Annotated in this window: 23 protein-coding genes; 19 read left to right on the top strand and 4 right to left on the bottom strand. The window is 36.7% G+C overall.

Going from position 1 to position 20,470, the window contains the following annotated elements:
* Nucleotides 1-44: 44 nt before the first annotated feature.
* The 4 genes from sufB to ACIQ7N_RS09545 all read left to right on the top strand — a co-directional run bounded on the left by sufB (nt 45) and on the right by ACIQ7N_RS09545 (nt 4,902).
* Nucleotides 45-1,442 carry a Fe-S cluster assembly protein SufB gene (gene sufB, locus ACIQ7N_RS09530; protein WP_068985344.1) on the top strand — a complete coding sequence of 466 codons (1,398 nt, stop codon included), beginning with the start codon at nt 45-47 and terminating at the stop codon, nt 1,440-1,442.
* 919 nt (nt 1,443-2,361) lie between these two features.
* Entirely contained in the window at nt 2,362-2,550 is a 189-nt protein-coding gene (locus ACIQ7N_RS09535) for a type II toxin-antitoxin system HicA family toxin (RefSeq protein WP_402931606.1), read from the top strand.
* Nucleotides 2,551-2,592: 42 nt separating this feature from the next.
* A complete protein-coding gene (locus ACIQ7N_RS09540) occupies nt 2,593-2,979 on the top strand; it encodes a type II toxin-antitoxin system HicB family antitoxin (protein ID WP_402931608.1) in 387 nt (128 codons plus the stop codon).
* Between the two features lie 564 nt (nt 2,980-3,543).
* A complete protein-coding gene (locus ACIQ7N_RS09545) occupies nt 3,544-4,902 on the top strand; it encodes a lytic polysaccharide monooxygenase (RefSeq protein WP_402931610.1) in 1,359 nt (452 codons plus the stop codon).
* A 111-nt stretch (nt 4,903-5,013) separates the two neighbouring features.
* On the opposite strand, the gene ACIQ7N_RS09550 is transcribed toward ACIQ7N_RS09545, so the two are convergent.
* Complete coding sequence (locus ACIQ7N_RS09550; RefSeq protein ID WP_402931612.1) at nt 5,014-5,880, bottom strand: ferritin-like domain-containing protein; 867 nt, start codon at nt 5,878-5,880, stop codon at nt 5,014-5,016.
* A 496-nt stretch (nt 5,881-6,376) separates the two neighbouring features.
* Between ACIQ7N_RS09550 and ACIQ7N_RS09555 the strand changes: the two genes are divergently transcribed.
* The 12 genes from ACIQ7N_RS09555 (at nt 6,377) to ACIQ7N_RS09610 (ending at nt 16,498) form a co-directional block, all read left to right on the top strand.
* Complete coding sequence (locus ACIQ7N_RS09555; RefSeq protein ID WP_132362088.1) at nt 6,377-6,814, top strand: Rrf2 family transcriptional regulator; 438 nt, start codon at nt 6,377-6,379, stop codon at nt 6,812-6,814.
* Nucleotides 6,815-7,009: 195 nt separating this feature from the next.
* The gene (locus tag ACIQ7N_RS09560) at nt 7,010-7,609 is read left to right on the top strand and encodes a DsbA family oxidoreductase (protein ID WP_402931706.1); all 600 of its coding nucleotides are present in this window, start codon (nt 7,010-7,012) and stop codon (nt 7,607-7,609) included.
* 84 nt (nt 7,610-7,693) lie between these two features.
* A complete protein-coding gene (locus ACIQ7N_RS09565; RefSeq protein ID WP_402931614.1) occupies nt 7,694-8,296 on the top strand; it encodes a nitroreductase family protein in 603 nt (200 codons plus the stop codon).
* Nucleotides 8,297-8,686: 390 nt separating this feature from the next.
* Complete coding sequence (locus ACIQ7N_RS09570) at nt 8,687-9,544, top strand: DUF72 domain-containing protein (protein ID WP_402931616.1); 858 nt, start codon at nt 8,687-8,689, stop codon at nt 9,542-9,544.
* On the top strand, nt 9,544-10,365 hold the full coding sequence (locus ACIQ7N_RS09575) for a sulfite exporter TauE/SafE family protein (RefSeq protein ID WP_402931618.1): 822 nt from the start codon (nt 9,544-9,546) through the stop codon (nt 10,363-10,365). The genes ACIQ7N_RS09570 and ACIQ7N_RS09575 overlap by 1 nt, the downstream gene beginning before the upstream one ends.
* A gap of 82 nt (nt 10,366-10,447) precedes the next feature.
* Nucleotides 10,448-11,812 carry a bifunctional metallophosphatase/5'-nucleotidase gene (locus tag ACIQ7N_RS09580; protein ID WP_402931620.1) on the top strand — a complete coding sequence of 455 codons (1,365 nt, stop codon included), beginning with the start codon at nt 10,448-10,450 and terminating at the stop codon, nt 11,810-11,812.
* 41 nt (nt 11,813-11,853) lie between these two features.
* Complete coding sequence (locus ACIQ7N_RS09585) at nt 11,854-12,963, top strand: HD-GYP domain-containing protein (RefSeq protein WP_274067502.1); 1,110 nt, start codon at nt 11,854-11,856, stop codon at nt 12,961-12,963.
* Nucleotides 12,964-13,006: 43 nt separating this feature from the next.
* Nucleotides 13,007-13,795, top strand: a complete 789-nt coding sequence (yunB, locus tag ACIQ7N_RS09590; RefSeq protein ID WP_402931622.1) for a sporulation protein YunB — start codon at nt 13,007-13,009, stop codon at nt 13,793-13,795.
* A 211-nt stretch (nt 13,796-14,006) separates the two neighbouring features.
* Complete coding sequence (gene lipA, locus ACIQ7N_RS09595) at nt 14,007-14,930, top strand: lipoyl synthase (RefSeq protein WP_132361772.1); 924 nt, start codon at nt 14,007-14,009, stop codon at nt 14,928-14,930.
* 32 nt (nt 14,931-14,962) lie between these two features.
* A complete protein-coding gene (locus ACIQ7N_RS09600) occupies nt 14,963-15,316 on the top strand; it encodes a YutD family protein (protein WP_248717008.1) in 354 nt (117 codons plus the stop codon).
* Nucleotides 15,317-15,711: 395 nt separating this feature from the next.
* Complete coding sequence (locus tag ACIQ7N_RS09605; RefSeq protein WP_248717007.1) at nt 15,712-16,239, top strand: D-glycero-alpha-D-manno-heptose-1,7-bisphosphate 7-phosphatase; 528 nt, start codon at nt 15,712-15,714, stop codon at nt 16,237-16,239.
* 40 nt (nt 16,240-16,279) lie between these two features.
* Entirely contained in the window at nt 16,280-16,498 is a 219-nt protein-coding gene (locus ACIQ7N_RS09610; RefSeq protein ID WP_402931625.1) for a hypothetical protein, read from the top strand.
* Nucleotides 16,499-16,674: 176 nt separating this feature from the next.
* On the opposite strand, the gene ACIQ7N_RS09615 is transcribed toward ACIQ7N_RS09610, so the two are convergent.
* Nucleotides 16,675-16,941 carry a DUF3055 domain-containing protein gene (locus ACIQ7N_RS09615; RefSeq protein ID WP_049669114.1) on the bottom strand — a complete coding sequence of 89 codons (267 nt, stop codon included), beginning with the start codon at nt 16,939-16,941 and terminating at the stop codon, nt 16,675-16,677.
* An 88-nt stretch (nt 16,942-17,029) separates the two neighbouring features.
* Here ACIQ7N_RS09615 and ACIQ7N_RS09620 point away from each other — a divergent pair, with 88 nt between their 5' ends.
* Together ACIQ7N_RS09620 and ACIQ7N_RS09625 are read left to right on the top strand one after the other, a co-directional pair.
* A complete protein-coding gene (locus ACIQ7N_RS09620) occupies nt 17,030-17,482 on the top strand; it encodes a DUF86 domain-containing protein (RefSeq protein ID WP_323656016.1) in 453 nt (150 codons plus the stop codon).
* Nucleotides 17,479-18,240 (top strand): TIGR01457 family HAD-type hydrolase, encoded by a 762-nt coding sequence (locus ACIQ7N_RS09625; RefSeq protein WP_402931627.1) that lies wholly within the window; start codon nt 17,479-17,481, stop codon nt 18,238-18,240. Before ACIQ7N_RS09620 ends, ACIQ7N_RS09625 begins: the two co-directional genes overlap by 4 nt.
* Nucleotides 18,241-18,366: 126 nt before the next feature.
* On the opposite strand, the gene ACIQ7N_RS09630 is transcribed toward ACIQ7N_RS09625, so the two are convergent.
* A complete protein-coding gene (locus ACIQ7N_RS09630; RefSeq protein ID WP_132361762.1) occupies nt 18,367-18,603 on the bottom strand; it encodes a YuzB family protein in 237 nt (78 codons plus the stop codon).
* Between the two features lie 357 nt (nt 18,604-18,960).
* On the opposite strand from ACIQ7N_RS09630, the gene ACIQ7N_RS09635 reads away from it, so the two are divergent.
* Nucleotides 18,961-20,025 carry an NAD(P)/FAD-dependent oxidoreductase gene (locus ACIQ7N_RS09635; RefSeq protein WP_132361760.1) on the top strand — a complete coding sequence of 355 codons (1,065 nt, stop codon included), beginning with the start codon at nt 18,961-18,963 and terminating at the stop codon, nt 20,023-20,025.
* 70 nt (nt 20,026-20,095) lie between these two features.
* On the opposite strand, the gene ACIQ7N_RS09640 is transcribed toward ACIQ7N_RS09635, so the two are convergent.
* On the bottom strand, nt 20,096-20,431 hold the full coding sequence (locus ACIQ7N_RS09640) for a YuzD family protein (protein ID WP_132361758.1): 336 nt from the start codon (nt 20,429-20,431) through the stop codon (nt 20,096-20,098).
* Nucleotides 20,432-20,470: the final 39 nt, after the last annotated feature.

Below are 20,470 nucleotides of genomic sequence, written 5' to 3' on the forward strand. Positions count from 1 at the left end.
AGCTTGGAACAAGATAACAATAATGCATGAACGGAGGAGAAACGATGGCTAAAAAAATGCCTGATATTGGCGATTACAAATACGGATTCCATGACAAGGACGTATCAATTTTCCGTTCAAAACGTGGTTTAACTGAAGAAATCGTCCGTGAAATTTCAACTATGAAACAAGAGCCAGAGTGGATGCTTGAATACCGCTTAAAAGCACTTGAAACGTTTTATACAAAACCAATGCCGCAATGGGGTGGCGACCTAGGAGATTTAGATTTTGATGAAATTACGTATTACGTAAAACCATCAGAAGCTACACAAAAATCTTGGGATGAAGTACCTGATGAAATTAAAGCTACTTTTGATAAATTAGGTATTCCAGAAGCAGAGCAAAAATACCTAGCAGGTGTATCTGCTCAGTACGAATCTGAAGTTGTTTATCACAACATGAAACAAGACCTTGAAGACCTTGGTATTGTGTTCAAAGATACTGACTCAGCATTACGTGAAAATGAAGATATTTTCAAACAATACTGGGGCAAAGTGATTCCTTACACTGATAACAAATTTGCTGCACTAAACTCAGCTGTTTGGTCAGGTGGATCATTCATCTATGTACCACCAGGTGTAAAAGTGGAAACGCCATTACAAGCTTACTTCCGTATTAACTCTGAAAACATGGGTCAATTCGAACGTACGTTAATTATTGTAGATGAAGGTGCTCACGTACACTATGTTGAAGGTTGTACAGCTCCTGTTTACACGACAAACTCTTTACACTCAGCGGTAGTAGAAATTGTTGTACGTAAAGATGCGTACTGCCGTTATACAACGATTCAAAACTGGGCAAATAACGTTTACAACCTTGTAACAAAACGTACAGTTGTTGAAGAAAACGGTACAATGGAATGGATCGACGGTAACATCGGTTCTAAGTTAACAATGAAGTACCCCGCTTGTATCCTAAAAGGTGAAGGCGCTCGTGGTATGACATTATCAATCGCTCTAGCAGGTAAAGGTCAACACCAACACGCAGGTGCAAAAATGATTCATATGGCACCAAACACATCTTCAACAATCGTTTCTAAATCGATTGCTAAACAAGGTGGTAAGGTAACATATATGGGTCAAGTCCGTTTCGGCCCTAAAGCAAGTGGTGCACGTGCTAACATCGAATGTGATACGTTAATCATGGACAACCAATCTACTTCAGATACAATTCCATACAACGAAATCTTAAATGATAATGTTTCTTTAGAGCATGAAGCGAAAGTTTCAAAAGTATCAGAGGAACAATTATTCTACTTAATGTCTCGTGGTATTTCTGAAGAAGAAGCGACAGAAATGATCGTAATGGGCTTCATCGAGCCATTCACAAAAGAGTTACCAATGGAATACGCAGTAGAAATGAACCGTCTTATCAAGTTTGAGATGGAAGGTTCTATAGGTTAAGAGTTAAAAGTGTTATTATTTCAATGTTTGTAGCGCCTAATTTCTAAAAACCCTCATTAGGGGGCAGAAAGGTGCATAACTAAAATATTGATACAAATATCCTTTTAAACAATATTAAATCAGATATAAAAAATGAGGCTGGGACATAACTAAATGGTTCCTTCATAATGCCGAATAATCTCTAAACTAACAAAGCGCGATAACTAGAAAAACCGAACTATTCCGAAACACTTCATAAGAGTTTCATTGGATAGTTCGGTATTTTTGTTGGCTGCAACACATTTGTTCCAGCCTCATTATGCTATTCAGCTTGTTTACAATATCGATTTTTACGCTTTCTATAACAAGGGAATAAATGCTTAAAGTCGTTTTATAATCGCTATGTCCTATTCTTCTATTGTTGCGCTTAGTGGGATTCCGAATTTAGTAAGAAGGCAATATGCGAATGACGAAAGATGTGAGAAGTGGTATGCTTCTAGATTCCTACTTTTTCGCAAGCCCTACGAACAACGACATTTAAAGTATCAAGGTCAACAGCAGATCCATTGACCGTAAAGAATATATAATTATTTTTGTTGAAATCTTTATTTTTTACAGAACGTTGGATAGACAGGCTTTCTATTTTGTTGGCTATGGCTTCTTTAACGTTGTCTGGAATCGTGATAGTTCGATATAGAAGTCAGTTTTAGGGGGCGTTTTTTTCTTTAACCTCAATCATACGTTCCGTTTGTCGTTATTGTTCCGTTTTCCAAGTCAACTCCATTCAAGGAATGCAGCCGCTTCGCCATATCTGGCACCTTAAAAGCTATAGTAAACGGTAAGGATATATACTAGTCGTTTTTTTATAAAGAAACAATCCTTTTACTTGTTTTTCGATGCGCATAATGCGTATAATACAAAGTGTAAGCGAGGTAAACAAATGCCACTTACAGGTAAAGAATTGCTCAAAAAAGCCAAAAAGAATGGGTGGAAAGAAGTTAGACAAAACGGGAGCCACCATATCGTTGTAAAAGAGGGTTTTGAACCTGTTTCAATTCCAGTACATAGCAACAGGGAGTTAAGACGGGGTATTGAGCAAAGTTTATTAAGGGATTTGGGGCTAAAATAACTCTCCCTTACATACCTAAAAAATAAGCGGAGGAGCGATAAAATGTTAAAAAGTTACCCAGCTATTTTTTCTAAAGAAGATGAGGGCTATTCAGTAATTTTTCCAGAGTTTAAAGGTGGTACACAAGGAGACGACTTAGAGGAATCTATGAGAATGGCGCAAGAGTTTTTAGCTGGTATCATTGCTTATTACATTGATGAAGATATTGAATTGCCAAAACCAAGCGATATTAATAAATTAAAGTCAGATAACGGATTTGTAACCTTGATACAAGCTGACCCAAAGCCATACATTCGAGGTAATAAAACCGTACGCAAAAATGTTACGGTTCCAGAATGGTTAGTTAAGAAAGCTGAACAATCACAAATAAACTTTTCTGAAACGTTGACGGAAGCATTATATAAAAAATTAGAAGAAGATAGAGCGTAAATATATTTAGGGAGGGAATAAAGGGGCATAAGTTTAAAACTTATTGACTTTTATAGAGGTATTCAAATAATGTTTTACACGCAACGTTTTTTTATAAGGTTGTACCCTTATTTACTTCTATTATAATATCGTTCGATAAGATGAAAGGTTCTATCGGATAATACGCCGATAAACGAGGTAAATAAGGGTTTTAAACCCTTATTGTCCACAAATTTCTTTTATAGAAATCGAGTGCAGTGCACTCGATTTTTTTTATGCGGATGTTGTTCGCATAGCTCCAACCCTTTTTTACGTGAATAAAAAAATGTGGAGAAGATCATAAATTGACAAATTTTAATTTGAATATTTTATGAACACTCTTGTAAAATCTATAGCTTTTTTAAATGAAAAGGCACATTATTATAAGATAATTACTATATTTAGAGCTATTAATATACATCTTTTGCGAAAAAACATAACAGTATAATGCGACTTTTATCACATTTATACATAGTTTGCTTAATTTTAAATCCATAGCTATCATACGAGTAGAAATACATTTTCAAAGAAAAGGAGACTACTTCTATGAATACTAAATTCGCAAAATTAAGTAAAAGTAAAAAGGGTATAAGTGCTGCCATATTAGCGGCTGGAATTATGGGGATGGCAATGGCGCCAAATGCATATGCACATGGGTTTGTTGAAAAGCCAGCTAGCCGTGCCGCTTTATGTAACCAAAATTATGGTGGTCTTAACTTAAGCTGTGGAAACGTTATGTATGAGCCACAGAGCTTAGAGGCACCAAAAGGATTTCCACAAGGTGGACCAATTGATGGTAAAATTGCATCTGCAGGAGGTCTGTTTGGTGGCATCCTCGATCAACAATCCGTAAATCGCTGGTTTAAGAACACGATTACAGGTGGACCAAATACCTTTACATGGAAGTACACTGCACCGCATTTAACAAGCAAATGGCACTATTATATTACGAAAAAGGGATGGGATCCTAATAAACCATTAACCCGTGCTGATCTTGAGCCAATTGGAACTGTTGAACATAATGGTACTGCTGCATCAAATAATTTAACTCATACAATTAACGTGCCAACTGACCGTAGTGGCTACCACGTGATTCTAGCTGTTTGGGATGTAGCTGATACTACAAATGCTTTCTATAATGTAATTGATGTTAATTTGATGAATAATGTGGATGTGGATAAAGAAGCTCCAACTCAACCGAATGGATTGCAAGCAATGAAAGTGACTTCTAACAGTGTTGAGCTAAAATGGAATCCTTCTACAGACAATGTGGGGGTAAAAGAATATCAAGTATTCCGTGATGGTAAAGTAATTGGAACTTTACCGGGCACAACATTCACAGATAAAAATTTAACAGCGAATACAAAATATACATATACAATAAAGGCAGTGGATGCTGCTGGAAATATTTCGAAAGAAAGTGATTCTATAGCTGTAGAGACAATGAATGCAGTTCCGGACACAGAAGCACCAACGCAACCAACTTCACTTCATGCGATGGGAGTAACATCCTCAAGTGTAGACTTAATGTGGGGGGCATCAGAGGATAATGTAGCAGTTGACCACTATGTTATATATCGAGGTACACAAGTAGGGCAACTGACTGTAGTTGGAACATCGAAAACTACTTCCTTTATGGATATGAATCTACAATCCAATACAGCATATACGTATGCAGTTACTGCCGTTGATGCAGCAGGAAATGAATCTAATAAAAGTTCCATTTTCACTGTAACTACAAAAGAGCAAGGGTCGTCTTATGAGCAATGGAGTCCATATAAGGCGTACACAAAAGGTGATAAAGTAGAGCATCAAGGTAAAATCTATGAAGCTGTGCAAAGTTATCAAGGATATGGAGATCCGAATTGGATATTCGCATTGTCTTTATGGAAAGAAAGTAAATAAAGTTCTTAAAGAAATTATGTAATAATATTTTTTGGCTACAAAGGTAAAAAATCTGCATAGCGTTTAGATTGAAGGAGACGAACTTTGAAAATCGTCTCCTTCTTTTGATCTTCAAGGTAAGAACCTAATGTTGTTTTGATGGTTTAAAGAGTCGTTATAAAGTTGTGGGAAAACAGTTGGAAAACCTGTATTAGGAATATTATAGGCAATAAAGGTTTCGTACATAGATACATTGTCTTTTTCCTTCTGACTTCTAGCGACATAGGCTATTTTATTGTTTTCTAAGTTTGTTACGAATACCTGCGATTCGTCATTAGAAAACGGTAGCCAATTACGTTCGAAAAATGGCAATAAAGCATTTATATGCCCAAATGTATTATTAAAAAAGTTAAAGTTTCCTAGAAAATGATTAAAAATAGATTGAGCTAAGTTTTCACCCAACAGTTGAGGAGACGTCAATGTAGAAGGCAGTAATGTATCTTGATCACTGACATTTTGAGGTTCCCTATTTATCTCGGGGCTTTTTGAAAAAAAAAACAAAAACCATACAGCGTGATTTTGCTCGTCCGCTGCTGCACGTCGAAATCTTTCTTTAATTATCGAATCATTTGCTTTATCTGCTATATCTAAATAAGAATCAACAGCTTCCTGTTCATCTTTAAATGCAAATTCGATTCCAGCCCTATAGTTGTCCGGACATTCCTCAATTATTTGATAAGAAGGCTTTCTTCCTGTTAAATTCGTGTAAAGTTTACTAAATTCCTCGAGATGGCGTAGTTCATCCTTTTGAATCTCAAGTATTCTATTCTTTTCATCTTCAGTTGGAGCCATCTTAGCTAATTTCTCATAACAAGCAATGGTACTATATTCAGCATTAATTGCCTTCTGAATATCATTTTCAAGTTGAGCATCGTTTAGCATAGGATAAGTAGCATTATGCTGTGGAGCATAATGATAATAGTATTGATTTGGATACATCGTTGTCCTCCTTTTGTTTAATTCTTCTTTCAGCGGGTGTCCAAACACCTGTACCTGTCTTAGTTTTCGGTACAAAAGACAACCGCTAAAAAGAAGCTAAAGCCTCCGGTGGATGTCACGGAATCGGAATGGAGTTAATAAAGGATGTTAGCCTAAAATCATCGCATCCATGCGATAACAGTTAAATGACCTGCATCGGTGTCGTTGTAGCTACGCCTTCGCCCAAAAAATAATTGCAGGCCTAAGCATAAAGCCGATTCCGGACGTAAGGTTATGCCGGGGCATAATTGATCCATCAACTTATTTTATGCTTTGTGTATAGGTAATTGTGCAAAGTCATTTCTAGCCAGGTTGTTATACATAGTTGCCTGGCATTTAATATAGGTTTGAAAAATCACAGTAAAATATAGTTTATCAACATGTCTGATTTCTTTATAAAAACAGTTGACTTATTTTCTTGTTGTAACTATAATGGTTACAGCTGGAGGTGATGAAGATTAAAATTAGCAGTCGTTTTACAATTGCTGTTCATATTTTATCAATCATCAAACAAAATCCATCGACTATTTGTACATCAGAATTTATGGCGGAAAGCGTAAATACAAATCCTGTAGTGATTAGGAAAATAGTATCCTATCTTAAAAAGGCAGGTATAGTGCAAGTACGTAGGGGAACAGGTGGAGCTTCTTTAGTTAAAGATCTGGATGCTATCACTTTATTGGATATTTTTCGATCAGTAGAAGTTGTAGAAGAAGATCAGTTATTTCATCTACATGAAAATCCAAATCCTGATTGTCCTATTGGTGCAAATATACAGTCTGTGTTAGAGCTAATTTTAGTGCAAGCACAAGAAGCAATGGAACGAGTATTGGCTAATATTACTATGGAACAAGTGATTACATCTTTAGTCCATGAAATTCAACAATCAAAATAATGCATTCCTTAGATAACGGCTAACTGAACTGCAGCGGTGTTGGTTAGCACTGCGCTTTTGTACAAAAGACATCTGCAGGGCACAAAGCCGATTTCGGACGCAATTATGCCGAAGTATAATGGATCTGAATGCATTATTTATTTGACTTAGTTGTAACTATTGTGGTTACAACAAAAAGAGAAAGGGAGGTTGTTAATTGGATGCCCCTTAAAAGCATTTTCGGATTTTATTTGTCCTTTCTGTTTTTTAGGGAAAGGGCCATTAGATGAAATTGCAAAAGAAAAGGGTATTGAAATAGATTGGATGCCGTTTGAATTAAGACCTAAACCGTATCCTAAAATTGATCCTTGGAAAGAGCCTGCAAAATTAGGTTCGTGGGACTCCTATATTCTCCCTACAGCTAAAAAGCTAGGGATTGATATGCGATTACCGCGTGTATCTCCACATCTTTATACAAATTTAGCTTTTGAAGGCTATCAATTCGCTAAGGTATATCAAAAGGGAAATGAATTTCATCATAGAGTTTTCACAGCGTTTTTCCAAGAGGAACAAAATATTGAGGATGTAGACGTGTTAACTCAATTAGCTAATGAGGTAGGTCTGCCAAAAGAAGAATTCAAAGAATCTTTGCTTTCAGGTAAATATCGTAAAATACATCAAGAGGCTCTAAGGCATGCATATGAAGAAGCAAGTATTACGGCTGTTCCTACACTAATTATTGGTGATGAAATAATCCAAGGGTTAGCTAGTAAAGAAAGAATAGCGCAAGTCATCGAACAGCAATTAAAAAAATAGGAAATTTAGATTTAAACAGTAGCAAATGAAGGCTACGTGGAAAAATCTGTATATAAATTTGATTAAAATTTGGAGGAACTACAAATGTCAGTAACAACAACTAATTTAAAAGAAGCAATTATTAATCGTCGTTCAATCCGTAAAGTGAAAAAAAACGCAGCGATTACAAAAGAAAAAATAGAAGAGCTATTAAAAATTAGTGTACATGCACCATCTTCATTTAATATGCAAAGTGGACGATTAGTAGTTTTAATGGATAATGAGCATGAAAAGTTTTGGGATATTGTTAAGGAAACATTACGTGCGCGTGTTCCAGCAGAAAATTTTGCTGCAACAGAAGAGCGTTTACATGGCTTTAAAGATGGAGTAGGAACAATTTTATTCTTTGAAAATCAAGCAACAATCGAACAAATGCAAGAAAATGCTCCTTCTTATAAAGAGCAATTCCCTTTCTGGTCTCATCAAGGAAATGCAATGCTACAATACGCAACATGGATGTCTTTAACTAGTGAAGGAATTGGCGCGTCTATTCAGCACTACAACCCAATTATTGACGAGGAAGTTAAAGAAACTTGGAATATTCCTGCAGAATGGAGCCTTGTAGCTCAAATGCCATTCGGTGAGCCAAATGAGCAACCCGGAGAAAAAACTTCTTTATCTTTTGAAGATGTAGTGAAATTTTATTAATTAAATCAATAATAAACCCGGTTAAGTGGACGTGATGCACTCAACCGGGTTTTTAATTTTTCGGAAAATTGTATCCTACATAGTTAAAACATTTATTTTCAGCTACAGCTATTAGGCAATCCTAATATGGAATCGAATTTTGTGCCAAAATGTATACCATATGCTTAGGTTGTTGGGAGTGAAGGATGGGCGACTCCTTGGGGATCAGGCTTCACTTTCGCCAAAAGCATCGAGCTGCTGTCGCTTCGCTTTCGCGCCCCTAGAAGCGGTTCATCGGACACCCTCAGAACAACCCCACGTTTGGCGAACCCTATATTTTATATGAAAATATCCATATGCATTTCATTAGAAAGTATATGCTATGATAAATATACATAGAGGAGGGGTCACATGATTATAGTTGGATTAACTGGTTGGGGTGATCATCCTTCGCTTTATAGTGAAGTGACTGCCTCAAAGGACAAATTATTCGATTATACAGGTCACTTTTTAACGGTAGAAGTAGATACTTCTTTTTATGCAATACCTTCTAAAGAGAATGTTCGAAAGTGGTGTGAGGATACACCCGAAAATTTTCGTTTTGTTGTGAAGGCCTATCAAGGAATGACTGGTCATTTACGTGGCGACATACCGTTTGAATCAAAGAATGACATGTTTAATGCCTTTATCGAATGTGCCAATGAATTTAAACGTCATGGGAAGCTGGCGATTGTACTAGCACAATTCCCACCGTGGTTTGATTGTCAGACTAAGAATGTACAATATTTATTGTATATTAGGCAGCAGCTCAAAGGCTTTGACGTAGCTATCGAGTTTCGCAATCGAACATGGTATGCGGACAATGTAGTGCAGCAAACAATGGATTTTTTACGAGAGCATCAATTCATTCATACAATTTGTGATGAACCACAGGCAGGCGTGGGCTCTGTACCGTTTTATCCTGCGGTTACTGCGACGAAGGCACTTGTACGTATTCATGGACGTAACATTCATGGCTGGCGTAATACTGGTAATGCCGAGAACTGGCGGAAGGTTCGCTTTTTATATGATTACAATAGTGAAGAATTGCAGCAGCTTGGACAGCATTTGAAACATCTCCAATCAGAAGTACAGGATCTATATGTATTATTTAATAATAATTCAGGGCTTCATGCTGCGAAAAATGCAAAGGAATTACAAGGTATTCTAGCGATTAAAGACATAGGGTTAGCGCCTAAACAATTAAACATGTTTGAAGGGGAACTATAATGGAATTTTTTGTTTTAGCTATTATAGCATTATTATCTGGGATAATTGGCTCGTTGGTTGGGCTTGGTGGAGGAATTATCTTAGTTCCAGCAACTTTATACGTTGGGTTAAATTTAGGGATGATACCAGATATCACTCCTCAAAAAGTAGTTGGTTTATCTGTTGTCATGATGATTTTTACTGGACTTGCCTCTACATTAAGCTATATGAAATCTAAAACAGTTGATTATAAGAGTGGTTGGATATTCTTTATAGGAAGTATACCTGGAACAATGCTGGGTGCATGGGTAAATAAGGGGCTAGATGTACCATCATTTAATTTGTATTTTGGTATTTTACTAATCATTTTAGCGACGATATTACTTGTACGTGATCGTTTGAAACCTGTAGAATGGTTTGTAAAAAACGGCATGCAACAGGAGTTCAAAGATAAAGAAGGAAATACCTTTATCTATGGGTATCCCATATGGTTTGCCATTGCATTAACATTTGGCATAGGCTTTGCCTCTGGATTATTTGGCATCGGTGGAGGCTCGATGATTGTACCTGCCATGATTATTTTATTTTTATTCCCACCGCACGTTGCAGTGGCAACATCGATGTTCATGGTGTTTTTAACGTCGATTGTTAATTCAGCGAGTCATATTTATTTAGGACACGTTCCATGGCTCTATACGATTCCTGTTATTCCAGGAGCTTATATTGGAGCAAAGCTAGGGGCCGCATTCAATAAAAGAATTAAATCAGATACGCTTGTAGTAGCGCTTCGAGTTATTTTATTATTATTAGGAATTCGTTCTATTATCGAAGGGTTATTGTAATATTAGGTTCGGAAAGTGAAGATGATTTTGCTAGAAAGTCTTCTACAGACATAGAAGCTAATTTAAAGAAGAGGTGGCTTAATTGCTGGAAAAAATTCATATATTTCATACGAATGATTTGCACAGTCATTTTAAGTATTGGCCACGAATGCAAACCTATGTGGAAGAAATGCGTACGAAGCTAACAACCATGGGAGAAACAAGTTATTTATTTGATGTTGGCGATCATTTAGATCGTTCGAATATTTATACGGAAGCAACAGTCGGTAAGGGCAATGTGAGATTATTGAATGAAGCGGGCTACGACGTAGTGACAATTGGTAATAACGAAGGTATAACATTGTCCCATGAGGAGCTGTACCATTTGTATGATGAAGCAACTTTTGACGTAGTAGTTGCTAATGTGAATGCCTCACAAGTACCAAATCCTGCGTGGATGAAGCCGTATGTTGTATTAACAACTGCTTATGGCACAAAGATTGCAGTCATTGCAGCAACGGCTATGTTTGAAATTTATTATAACGAATTAGATTGGGAGATAGATGAGGCACGAAGTTCACTCATTCGCTTAGCACTTCAGCTTCGCGAAGAAGTAGATATAATTGTTTGTTTATCACATTTAGGGATAACAGAGGATGAGCTTTTAGCTGAGGAATGCCCAGAAATAGATGTTATATTCGGCTCACATACACATCATGTTCTCCCTAATGGAAAGCTAATTAATGGCGTTTTATTAACGGGTGGAGGGAAATTTGGACAATATACCGGCCATCTTATGTTAGAATATGATACAAAATCTAGGAAGATTGTTGAAAAAAAGGATACATTAATTCATAATAATGATTTGCCTGCGATTAAAAATGAACATGAAATCGTTCAATATTTTGAAAAGGAAGGCAAACGATTACTTGATATTCCCGTATTCACTACGGGAAAATCGTACAACAAGGAATGGTTCCATTATTCGCAATTATCCGATTTGTTTGCGCGTGCAATTTTAGAGAAAAGTGGAGCAGATTGTGCGTTATTTAACGCGGGTATTTTTTTAGATGGTTTACCTAAGGGAACAGTGACAGCACTAGATTTGCATAGAATTTTCCCACATCCTATAAATTTATGTACGATTGAATTATCAGTTGCTGAAATGAAAGAAATTTTTCAGCAATCTAAAAATGAAGAATGGCCATATATTGAGCTAAAAGGATTAGGGTTTAGAGGCGTTATTTTTGGGAAGATGTTAACTTATGGCTTTTCGATGAATGAAGATCGCCAATTACTTATCAATGGGAAGCTTGCGAATAATGATCGAATTTATAAATTAGTAACACTTGATTTGTTTACGTTCGGTTATTTTTATCCAAGCTTTAAATATGCTAAGAAAAAATATATTCTACCAGAATTTTTACGAAACATTATGATAGATTATGGTCAAAGATTCTTTCAGTAATAGTAGATAAAACGCTTTAAGAATGGATTGGGGAAAAGGTCATGCGATTAATTTCAATCGATGTATTAAAAGAAGGAATGGTATTAGCAAGAACCATTTGGAATGAGGCAGGGCATCCTCTTTTAAAGAAAGATGTTGTCATTAATGAACGTATCATACAAAGGCTTCAACAATTAAATACGCATTATTTATATATTGACGATAAAATTTCAAAGGGTATTGAGGTACAGGAAACAGTGCCAACTGTTATTCGAAATAAAGCAATTTCAACCATTAAAGATTCTTTCCAATCAATCAATGGTTTAAATCCAGTAAATGCCTCTTATGTGCTTGACCAACAATCAAAAGCAATTGTCTCAATTGTAGACGAGTTACTGTTGGCAATAAAGGGGAATGATGAAATTTTAACAATACTAACAGATGCTTATTTGTTTGATGAATATTTATATCAACATTCCTTTCAAGTCACACTATATTCGATAGCGATTGCAAAAGAGCTTGGATACTCAGTAGAGGATTTACGTTTAATTGGAATTGGCGCTTTGCTACATGACATTGGGAAGCTTATGGTACCAAAGGAGATCCTCACAAAGCCTGAGCGCCTAACGTGTGAAGAGTTTGAAATGATGAAGCAGCATACTCGATATGGTTTTGACTTGTTACGTAATTTACATTCCATATCATTGATTGTTGCACATTGTGCTTTCCAACATCATGAACGGATTGATGGGAGTGGTTATCCAAGGGGCTTGGTGGATTTTGAAATCCATCCATTTGCCAAAATTATTGGTGTGGCAGACGTCTTTGATGCGGTGACTACAAGTCGTGTATATCGAGAAAAAATGCTACCTTCTCAGGGTCTAGCCATTTTAGAAGCAGGCGCTGGAACAATATACGATGCACGTATTGTCAAAGCATTGAAAAGGTCTGTTGTCCATTATCCAAATGGTGTTATTTTAAAATTATCGGATGGGCGCCGAGGTATTGTATCGAGACAAAATGCATTGAATGCCGCATTACCTTGGATGCGTATTTTTGAGGAACAAAATCAATTATTAGCAGCTACATATGAAATTAATTTAATGGACTATCCAACCGTAATAATAGAAAGCGTTGAAGTAGATTATGTTGTACCAGTGAAAATCGAATAAAAATCTCCTCCTGTTCATACGTTAAGGAACAGGAGGAGATTTTTTGTTTTTCCCTCGAAAAAGAATGAAATTACGATCATATAGTAATCATGGCACTTATAGAAAAAAGGGAAGTCGATTGAATCGATTAACCCTAGTAGTCGTATTTATGATTATCGGTGTTTTTTTATTTATTTATTATTTAAATGAGAAGCTTATGCCGACCTACTTAGATTATGCTGAAATACAAACGGCTAAAATTGCATCTTCCGTTGTGAGTAAAGCGATTGATTCTCGTACATCAAGTGTTATGGATGTTAATGATATTCTTGTAGAAGTATCCCCTGGGAACCATGCTGATTTGAAAGTTAATACTGAAACGATTAATCGAGTTCGAACAGAAACGGTCAATCAAGTAAAATTGTATTTAGAGCAGGCAGAGCAAGGCGAGTTGTCGCATTTGCCAAATCTTGATAATGTTGAATATGATTATAACAAGATCAATGAAGGGAATGGGGTAGTTTTTTATATGCCGTTGAGTCAGGCGGCTAATATCCCTTTAATCGGGAATTTAGGACCTAAAATTCCAATACGCTTTCATGTAATTGGCAATGTGCATAGTGAAGTTACTTCTTCAATAGAGGAATTTGGTATAAATAGTGCCTATATGTCGGTAGGGATTCATATAGAAGTAAATGTGCAAATTATTGTCCCTTTTGCTAGTAAAACTACTACAGTTACTCAGGATATTCCAGTGGCAATGGGCTTAGTAAGAGGGGATGTTCCAAGTGTTTATTCAAATGGTGGTGAAGAGGTACCGTCAATTCAAGTACCTATCTCTCCTAAAAAGTAAAAATGTTTAACTTCTTTCAGCGAATGTTCTTTGCCGAAAGCTTATCCACTGACCTGCATCACGCAATCCTAAGCACAAAGCCCAATTCCGGACGCAATTATGCCGAGGCATAATTGAATTGTTATAGTTGTTGGAGTTCATTTAATATGTTACATTGACAGTGAAGATAGTAATATAAAAACTGCATATATTTGATAGGGGCGATATCCGTATGACATCTTGTAAACCTACAAGCAAAGAAAAAGAAGAATATTTAAGAAAACCAGATTGGTTAAAAATTAAATTAAACACAAATGATGAATATAAAGGGCTAAAGAAGCTCATGCGTGAAAAAAATCTGCATACAGTATGTGAGGAGGCACGCTGTCCTAATATTCATGAATGCTGGGGTGAACGACGTACAGCAACAATGATGATCCTTGGATCGGTTTGTACGCGTGCTTGCCGTTTCTGTGCTGTTAAAACAGGCTTACCAAATGAATTAGACCTAGCTGAACCAGAACGAGTAGCAGATTCAGTAGCTATTATGAACTTGAAGCACGTTGTTATTACAATGGTAGCGCGTGATGACTTAAAGGATGGCGGTGCGCAAGTATTAGCTGAAACAGTCCGTGCAATTCGTCGTAAAAGTCCGTTTACATCAATTGAAGTTTTACCATCCGATTTAGGTGGTTTACAAGAGAACCTTCAAATGTTAATGGATGCGAAGCCGGATATTTTAAATCATAATATTGAAACAGTACGCCGCTTAACGCCAAGAGTACGTGCACGTGCAAAGTATGAGCGTTCATTAGAGTTTCTTCGTTTGGCAAAAGAAATGCAGCCAGACATCCCTACGAAGTCATCATTAATGATAGGCTTAGGTGAAACACATGAAGAAATTTTAGAAGTTATGGACGATTTACGAGCAAACGACGTAGATATTATGACAATTGGTCAATACTTACAGCCAACGAAAAAGCATTTGCCTGTTAAAAAGTATTATTCTCCAATAGAGTTTGGTAAACTACGTAAAATCGCAATGGAAAAAGGGTTTAAGCATTGTGAGGCAGGCCCACTTGTACGTAGTAGCTATCATGCTGATGAACAAGTTAACGAAGCGACAAAAGAACGTCAGCTACAAGCAGAACAGTAAGAACAAATGCTGAAATAGAAGGCGGTGCCACTTTGATCAATATTGAAGGATATGAATACGAAATTATTGAAGATTACAAAGAAGCTTTTCAAGAGGAAGTATTCAAGGAACGATACTCAGATATTTTAGCCAGATATGATTATATTGTGGGCGACTGGGGCTATAGTCAATTACGCTTAAAAGGCTTTTTTGATGATAAAAATCAAAAAGCCACTTTCGATACGAAGATTAGTACATTACAAGATTACTTATTTGAGTATTGTAATTTTGGCTGTGCATATTTCGTCTTGCGCAAAACCGGTAAATCCACTCAGCAGCCGGTAGTTGTAGTAAGTGAAGATAGTCAAGTGACAAAGCTTGCTGAGAATGAACAAATAGCAGAATAAACATTTAAAACCTGATGCAAATTGCATCAGGTTTTTACTTTGCAGTGATAGGTTTTTTAAATTTGGTAATAATAAAAGTGAATGCAAAAAATTGTTTTATTTTTGGCTTTTCACCAAAGCTGGGATGACACTGATAAAACATATTCCATTGATATAAGTTGATTGGAGTGGAGGCTGGGCGACTCCTTGGGGATCAGCGTCACAGATGAGACCCTGGAGCGAGCATCGCGAGTGAAGCGGCTCATCGGACGCCCCCAGGAAGCTGCGCGAAAGCGAAGTGGCAGCACAAAGCGCCCAGCCGGAACGGAAATCAACCTCACGCTATGGAGATGAACCTGTATATTTGGCTATTATACTAACCTACTTATTTTATATTAAAGGTGTGTGTTGTTTAGATGAAAAAAGCTGTATTTTTGGATCGTGATGGGGTCATCAATGAAGTTTTAACGGATCGCGTTAAATTTGTCAATAAACCTAAGGATCTCTATTTCCTGCCGCATGTTTCGAAAGCTATAAAAAAATTGAATAAATACTTCGACTATATATTTGTAGTAACCAATCAAGGTGGCGTTGGATTGGGTTTTATGAAAGAAACGCAGCTACAAAAAATACACGAGCATATGGTAAAAGAATTGAAGAAGGAAGGGGCCATGATTCACGAAGTTGTCTATTGCCCCCATAAACCAAAATCGGGCTGTGCCTGCCGTAAACCCAGTAGTAAATTAATCGTAGATCTTGGTGAAAAATATAATATTGACTTAGCAAAATCCTACATGGTGGGAGATACAGATACAGATATTATAGCAGGCAAACGAGCAGGAACTAAGGGAGTATTTTTAGGTGCGAAAGATCCACTGGCAGATGCGGTTTTTCCAGATTTAATTAGTGCTGCTGATTGGATTATTAAGGATGCAACAGCATAATGCTAGTATTGTTGAAGTGGAAAGACAAAGCGTATAAATCATGGGAATAAGGATAATTTATTTATTGGAGGTGATTAATTTGACTAAAGAAAATAAAAAATCGTTAGATCGTGAAGAATACGGATTTGGCTTTGATATTAGTGTTGATGATTTAGGAGTAATTGGGCAAAATCAACAAGCTAAAAAACAAAATGACAATGAGAACAAAGACAAGCCTCGCAATAAGGATAATCCTGCTAAATTAAATAATGAAAAGTAGGAGCACGATCCGACGAGGATAATTGATACTTAAGATATTTACAAAAAAATTCCGCCAACCTTCTGTTGCATAGTGCGCAAATTAGAACTCTATTTTCCCAGAAAAGCGGAATTTTTTTGTATTAAATTCTTAATTGCTATTTTGCAGGCACAAAAAAACACCCACTTTGGAGGGTGTTAATTTAATAATTCACGTAAGTATTCCCGTAGCTCGACTGTATCTTCCTCCGTGCGATTGTATACGTGTTCAAGATAGCCAGGTTCTTCTACATCATCTGGACCAATTATAGCAAAGCGTCCAAATTGAATATCCATGACAAGCACTTTTCCAAAGAAACGCCCCGATTGCAAAATGGCTAAATCATAACGTAACTTATCCCCGGCAAAACTAACAAAGCGTGTTTTTGTATCTTCTACATCATCATATAAAAAAAAACGTTCCATCTTTTAATCTCCTTCCAGTCCTATAGATATGGTACTATAGAAGAGAAATGACTATCAACTTTTAAAGATTTGAATGGGGGCTTTCCTTGTGTATTTTGTAGATCGTAATAAAATCACAAAAAACTTACAGTACTTAGATGGACTATTAGCAATTTTAGAGTCAGAAGATAGCTGGCTAGAAAACGATATGAAGAAATTAGCAATCGAGCGAATTGGTCACAATGTGATGGAGTCAATGATGGATGTAGGAAATTTAATGATTGACGGTTTCATTATGCGTGATCCAGGAAGCTATGAGGATATAATTGATATTTTAATCGATGAAAAAGTCGTATCTACTGAAATGGAAGCGCCGTTAAAAGCAGTAGTTGGCTTACGTAAAATGCTTGTTCGTGAATTCACAAATGTAGATGTTCAGGAAGTTGTTAATGTGTTAACAACGACTTTACCAGCATTAAAGCAATTCTCACCAGCTGTGAATAGTTATTTAACAAATGAACTCGGCCCTGTTTCCGCATTTTTACCAGAGGATCATCAATGAAAACCTACAAGGCATATTGTTTCGATTTAGATGGTACAGTGTACCGTGGAAAGGACGGCATCCCTTCTGCGATTACTTTTATTCATCGGTTACAACAAACAGGAATCGAGCCATTTTACGTAACAAACAATTCTTCTAAGACTAGAGAGCAACTGCAGGAAGCTTTATGCGCTATAGGTGTGCATGCACCGTTAGAACATATTTACTCTAGTGCATTAGTTACTGCAAAATATGTAGCCTTGAATTTCCCTGGCAAAAAAGTAGCCATGCTAGGTTCTGATGGTATTCGTAAAGCATTATTTAATGAAGGCATTGAACCAACTAAGGATGAGCCAGAGGTATTTGTTATGGGAATTGATCGAAATCTAGATTATATGGCACTTGCGAAGGCTACAATTGCTGTGCAAAATGGTGCGATGTTTATAGCAACGAATCAAGATATTAAATTCCCGACAGAACATGGATTTTTGCCAGGGAATGGGTCGTTTGCCCGATTAGTAGGCGAGGTTGCAGACGTTGAGCCAATCTATATCGGTAAACCATCACCGGCAATGCTTGAAGTCATTGCAACAGAGCATGACTTTAAGAAAGATGAAATGGTGATGATTGGCGATAATTACGACACAGATATTATGTGTGGAATTCGTTTTGGCTGTGACACAATCCATGTCAATACGGGTGTTACACCAACAAAGGTTGTACTTGAAAAGGAACTGCAACCTACCTATGTGGTAGAAGCTTTAATTGCCGAGGCATAATTGAATGAATAGTTCAAACATAAAAAAAGGATGCTTATGTCGATTTTTTTGGCATAACATCCTTTTTATATGTTCAAATTTAGAGTAAGTGTTTCATCATTAGATGAATGAGGGATTACACCTTCATTACCATAATGGATTTTCTTCGATAAATTGATAAATGGCCTTCGTCAACGCTTCAGGAGAATCAGCCTCAACTAGTTCACCATTGACGATTGCATAAAATGATTCTGAACATTTTGTACAGTAACTAAGGCAGCCATATTCCAAAACGTCGATGTTCGGATCACGCTCTAATATTTCATAAGTTTTTTGAGAGCCATTTGCCAAATTACTTATACAAAATTCAACCATTGGATTCATACATGTCACCTCACCAAAGTAATGCTACTCGCTTTTAAAACATTCGTCAATGATTTGAGTGGATCTTGATATAAAAGCAGATACTAAATGATAAAGTTGTGCGCACGCCAAATGATGTAAATTCCCTTTACAAAAGTGAAGAGAAGAAAACGATATTCAAGGAAAATTCAAACAATAGCGACAATTCATCAGATCCCAAATGATACAAAAACCGTTCGAAAAAAGCAAGTTAGCATGTGTTTTGTGAAATCTTTCACAAAATTGCATTCTGATATTGTGAAACTTCTCACAATCAGTTATACTCTTTTGTGGATACTTTGTGAACAATTAATACAAGAGATATAAAAGGAGACTATTATGGGAAAATTAGTACTTTTAGGTGGCGGCTACGGCAATATGCGTGTTATGCTTCGACTTTTACCAAACCTTCCATTAGATAAAGAAGTTGTAATAGTAGACAGAGCCCCTTTCCATAGTTTAAAAACAGAATTTTACGCATTAGCAGCAGGGACTGCAACAGATAAAGAAATTCGTGTATGCTTCCCGGAGCATGAACGTTTAACGGCTGTATACGGAGAAGTTGTTGAAATTAATCGTGCGGAAAAAGTAGTCATTTTAGAAGATGGACAACGTATTGAATATGATGATTTAGTCATTGGTCTTGGCTGTGAGGATAAATATCATGGTGTACCAGGTGCAGAGGAGTACACATATAGCATTCAGACAATGGCAAAATCACGTTCAACATTCCAAGCACTTTGTGGTTTACCAGCAGGCTCTTCAGTCGGAATTGTAGGAGCGGGCTTAAGTGGTATTGAGCTTGCAAGTGAGCTACGTGAAAGCCGTTCAGATTTAAAAATAAAGCTATTCGACCGTGGTCCACGTATTCTAAAGGACTTCCCAGAAAAGCTAAGTAAATATGTGAAAGACTGGTTCGTAAAGCATGATGTTGAAGTTATTGCCAATTCAAATATTACAAAAATCGAACAAGGTAAAATTTACAATCACGATGAAGAAATTGAACTCGATACTGTAGTATGGACTGCTGGTGTACAGCCAGTCAAAATTGTTCGTGATTTAGAAGTCGAGAAAGATAAACAAGGACGTCCGGTTGTCACACAATATTTCAATCTTCTTGATGATGAGCATGTATATGTTGTAGGTGACTGTGCTGCTTCAGAATTACCTCCAACTGCGCAGTTAGCGGAGGAGCAAGCAGAACAAATCGTTAAAGTACTTCGCATGCGTTGGAAAGGCGAAAACCTACCAGAGAAAATGCCAGACATTAAATTAAAAGGATTCATGGGAGCTCTTGGTAAAAAACAAGGCTTCGTTTACTTAGCAGATACAACAGTAACAGGACGTATCGCACGCTTAATGAAATCAGGATTATTATGGTACTACAAACGTCAAAATGACTAATTAGGTTGTTAATCCTTATAAAAAGGAATTGTTTCAAAATTTATATTTGAAACAATTCCTTTTATTTCTTTTAAACGGTTTCGCCAGGAACGAAACCTAAGTTTTCAAGTGCAGTAAATACAGGCTTTAATTGCACATAGCCTTCGCCCACTACTTCATTATTTATCAGGACAAGTGGATAAAAAAATTCATCTTCTTGAATACGTGTAGCATAATCTTGATCGCGCTCATTCTCAATTGGTCCTTCGATATCGATATAGCGAATATCATATCCTTGGTTTGGATATTTTCGATCTATGGCTGCTTGTAGCCACTCATATGTATCCTTTGAAGACGGGGCATTGACACAACTTGCGCAGATTACCGCTGTTCCGTAAATTTCAATCATTGGTTTCGTTTGACTCATTTCATTTCCACTCCTCGTGATTCAATATTGGATTTTTTC

The sequence above is a fragment of the Lysinibacillus sp. NPDC095746 genome (genome assembly GCF_044763535.1).
In the GTDB taxonomy this organism is placed as follows: domain Bacteria; phylum Bacillota; class Bacilli; order Bacillales_A; family Planococcaceae; genus Lysinibacillus.

What these genes read in the sequence shown, in the direction of transcription:
- sufB (WP_068985344.1), top strand. Translation starts at nt 45, where the DNA reads ATGGCTAAAAAAATGCCTGATATTGGCGATTACAAATACGGATTCCAT.
- ACIQ7N_RS09535 (WP_402931606.1), top strand. Translation starts at nt 2,362, where the DNA reads ATGCCACTTACAGGTAAAGAATTGCTCAAAAAAGCCAAAAAGAATGGG.
- ACIQ7N_RS09540 (WP_402931608.1), top strand. Translation starts at nt 2,593, where the DNA reads ATGTTAAAAAGTTACCCAGCTATTTTTTCTAAAGAAGATGAGGGCTAT.
- ACIQ7N_RS09545 (WP_402931610.1), top strand. Translation starts at nt 3,544, where the DNA reads ATGAATACTAAATTCGCAAAATTAAGTAAAAGTAAAAAGGGTATAAGT.
- ACIQ7N_RS09550 (WP_402931612.1), bottom strand. Translation starts at nt 5,880, where the DNA reads ATGTATCCAAATCAATACTATTATCATTATGCTCCACAGCATAATGCT.
- ACIQ7N_RS09565 (WP_402931614.1), top strand. Translation starts at nt 7,694, where the DNA reads ATGTCAGTAACAACAACTAATTTAAAAGAAGCAATTATTAATCGTCGT.
- ACIQ7N_RS09570 (WP_402931616.1), top strand. Translation starts at nt 8,687, where the DNA reads ATGATTATAGTTGGATTAACTGGTTGGGGTGATCATCCTTCGCTTTAT.
- ACIQ7N_RS09575 (WP_402931618.1), top strand. Translation starts at nt 9,544, where the DNA reads ATGGAATTTTTTGTTTTAGCTATTATAGCATTATTATCTGGGATAATT.
- ACIQ7N_RS09585 (WP_274067502.1), top strand. Translation starts at nt 11,854, where the DNA reads ATGCGATTAATTTCAATCGATGTATTAAAAGAAGGAATGGTATTAGCA.
- lipA (WP_132361772.1), top strand. Translation starts at nt 14,007, where the DNA reads ATGACATCTTGTAAACCTACAAGCAAAGAAAAAGAAGAATATTTAAGA.
- ACIQ7N_RS09605 (WP_248717007.1), top strand. Translation starts at nt 15,712, where the DNA reads ATGAAAAAAGCTGTATTTTTGGATCGTGATGGGGTCATCAATGAAGTT.
- ACIQ7N_RS09610 (WP_402931625.1), top strand. Translation starts at nt 16,280, where the DNA reads ATGGGAATAAGGATAATTTATTTATTGGAGGTGATTAATTTGACTAAA.
- ACIQ7N_RS09615 (WP_049669114.1), bottom strand. Translation starts at nt 16,941, where the DNA reads ATGGAACGTTTTTTTTTATATGATGATGTAGAAGATACAAAAACACGC.
- ACIQ7N_RS09625 (WP_402931627.1), top strand. Translation starts at nt 17,479, where the DNA reads ATGAAAACCTACAAGGCATATTGTTTCGATTTAGATGGTACAGTGTAC.
- ACIQ7N_RS09630 (WP_132361762.1), bottom strand. Translation starts at nt 18,603, where the DNA reads ATGAATCCAATGGTTGAATTTTGTATAAGTAATTTGGCAAATGGCTCT.
- ACIQ7N_RS09635 (WP_132361760.1), top strand. Translation starts at nt 18,961, where the DNA reads ATGGGAAAATTAGTACTTTTAGGTGGCGGCTACGGCAATATGCGTGTT.
- ACIQ7N_RS09640 (WP_132361758.1), bottom strand. Translation starts at nt 20,431, where the DNA reads ATGAGTCAAACGAAACCAATGATTGAAATTTACGGAACAGCGGTAATC.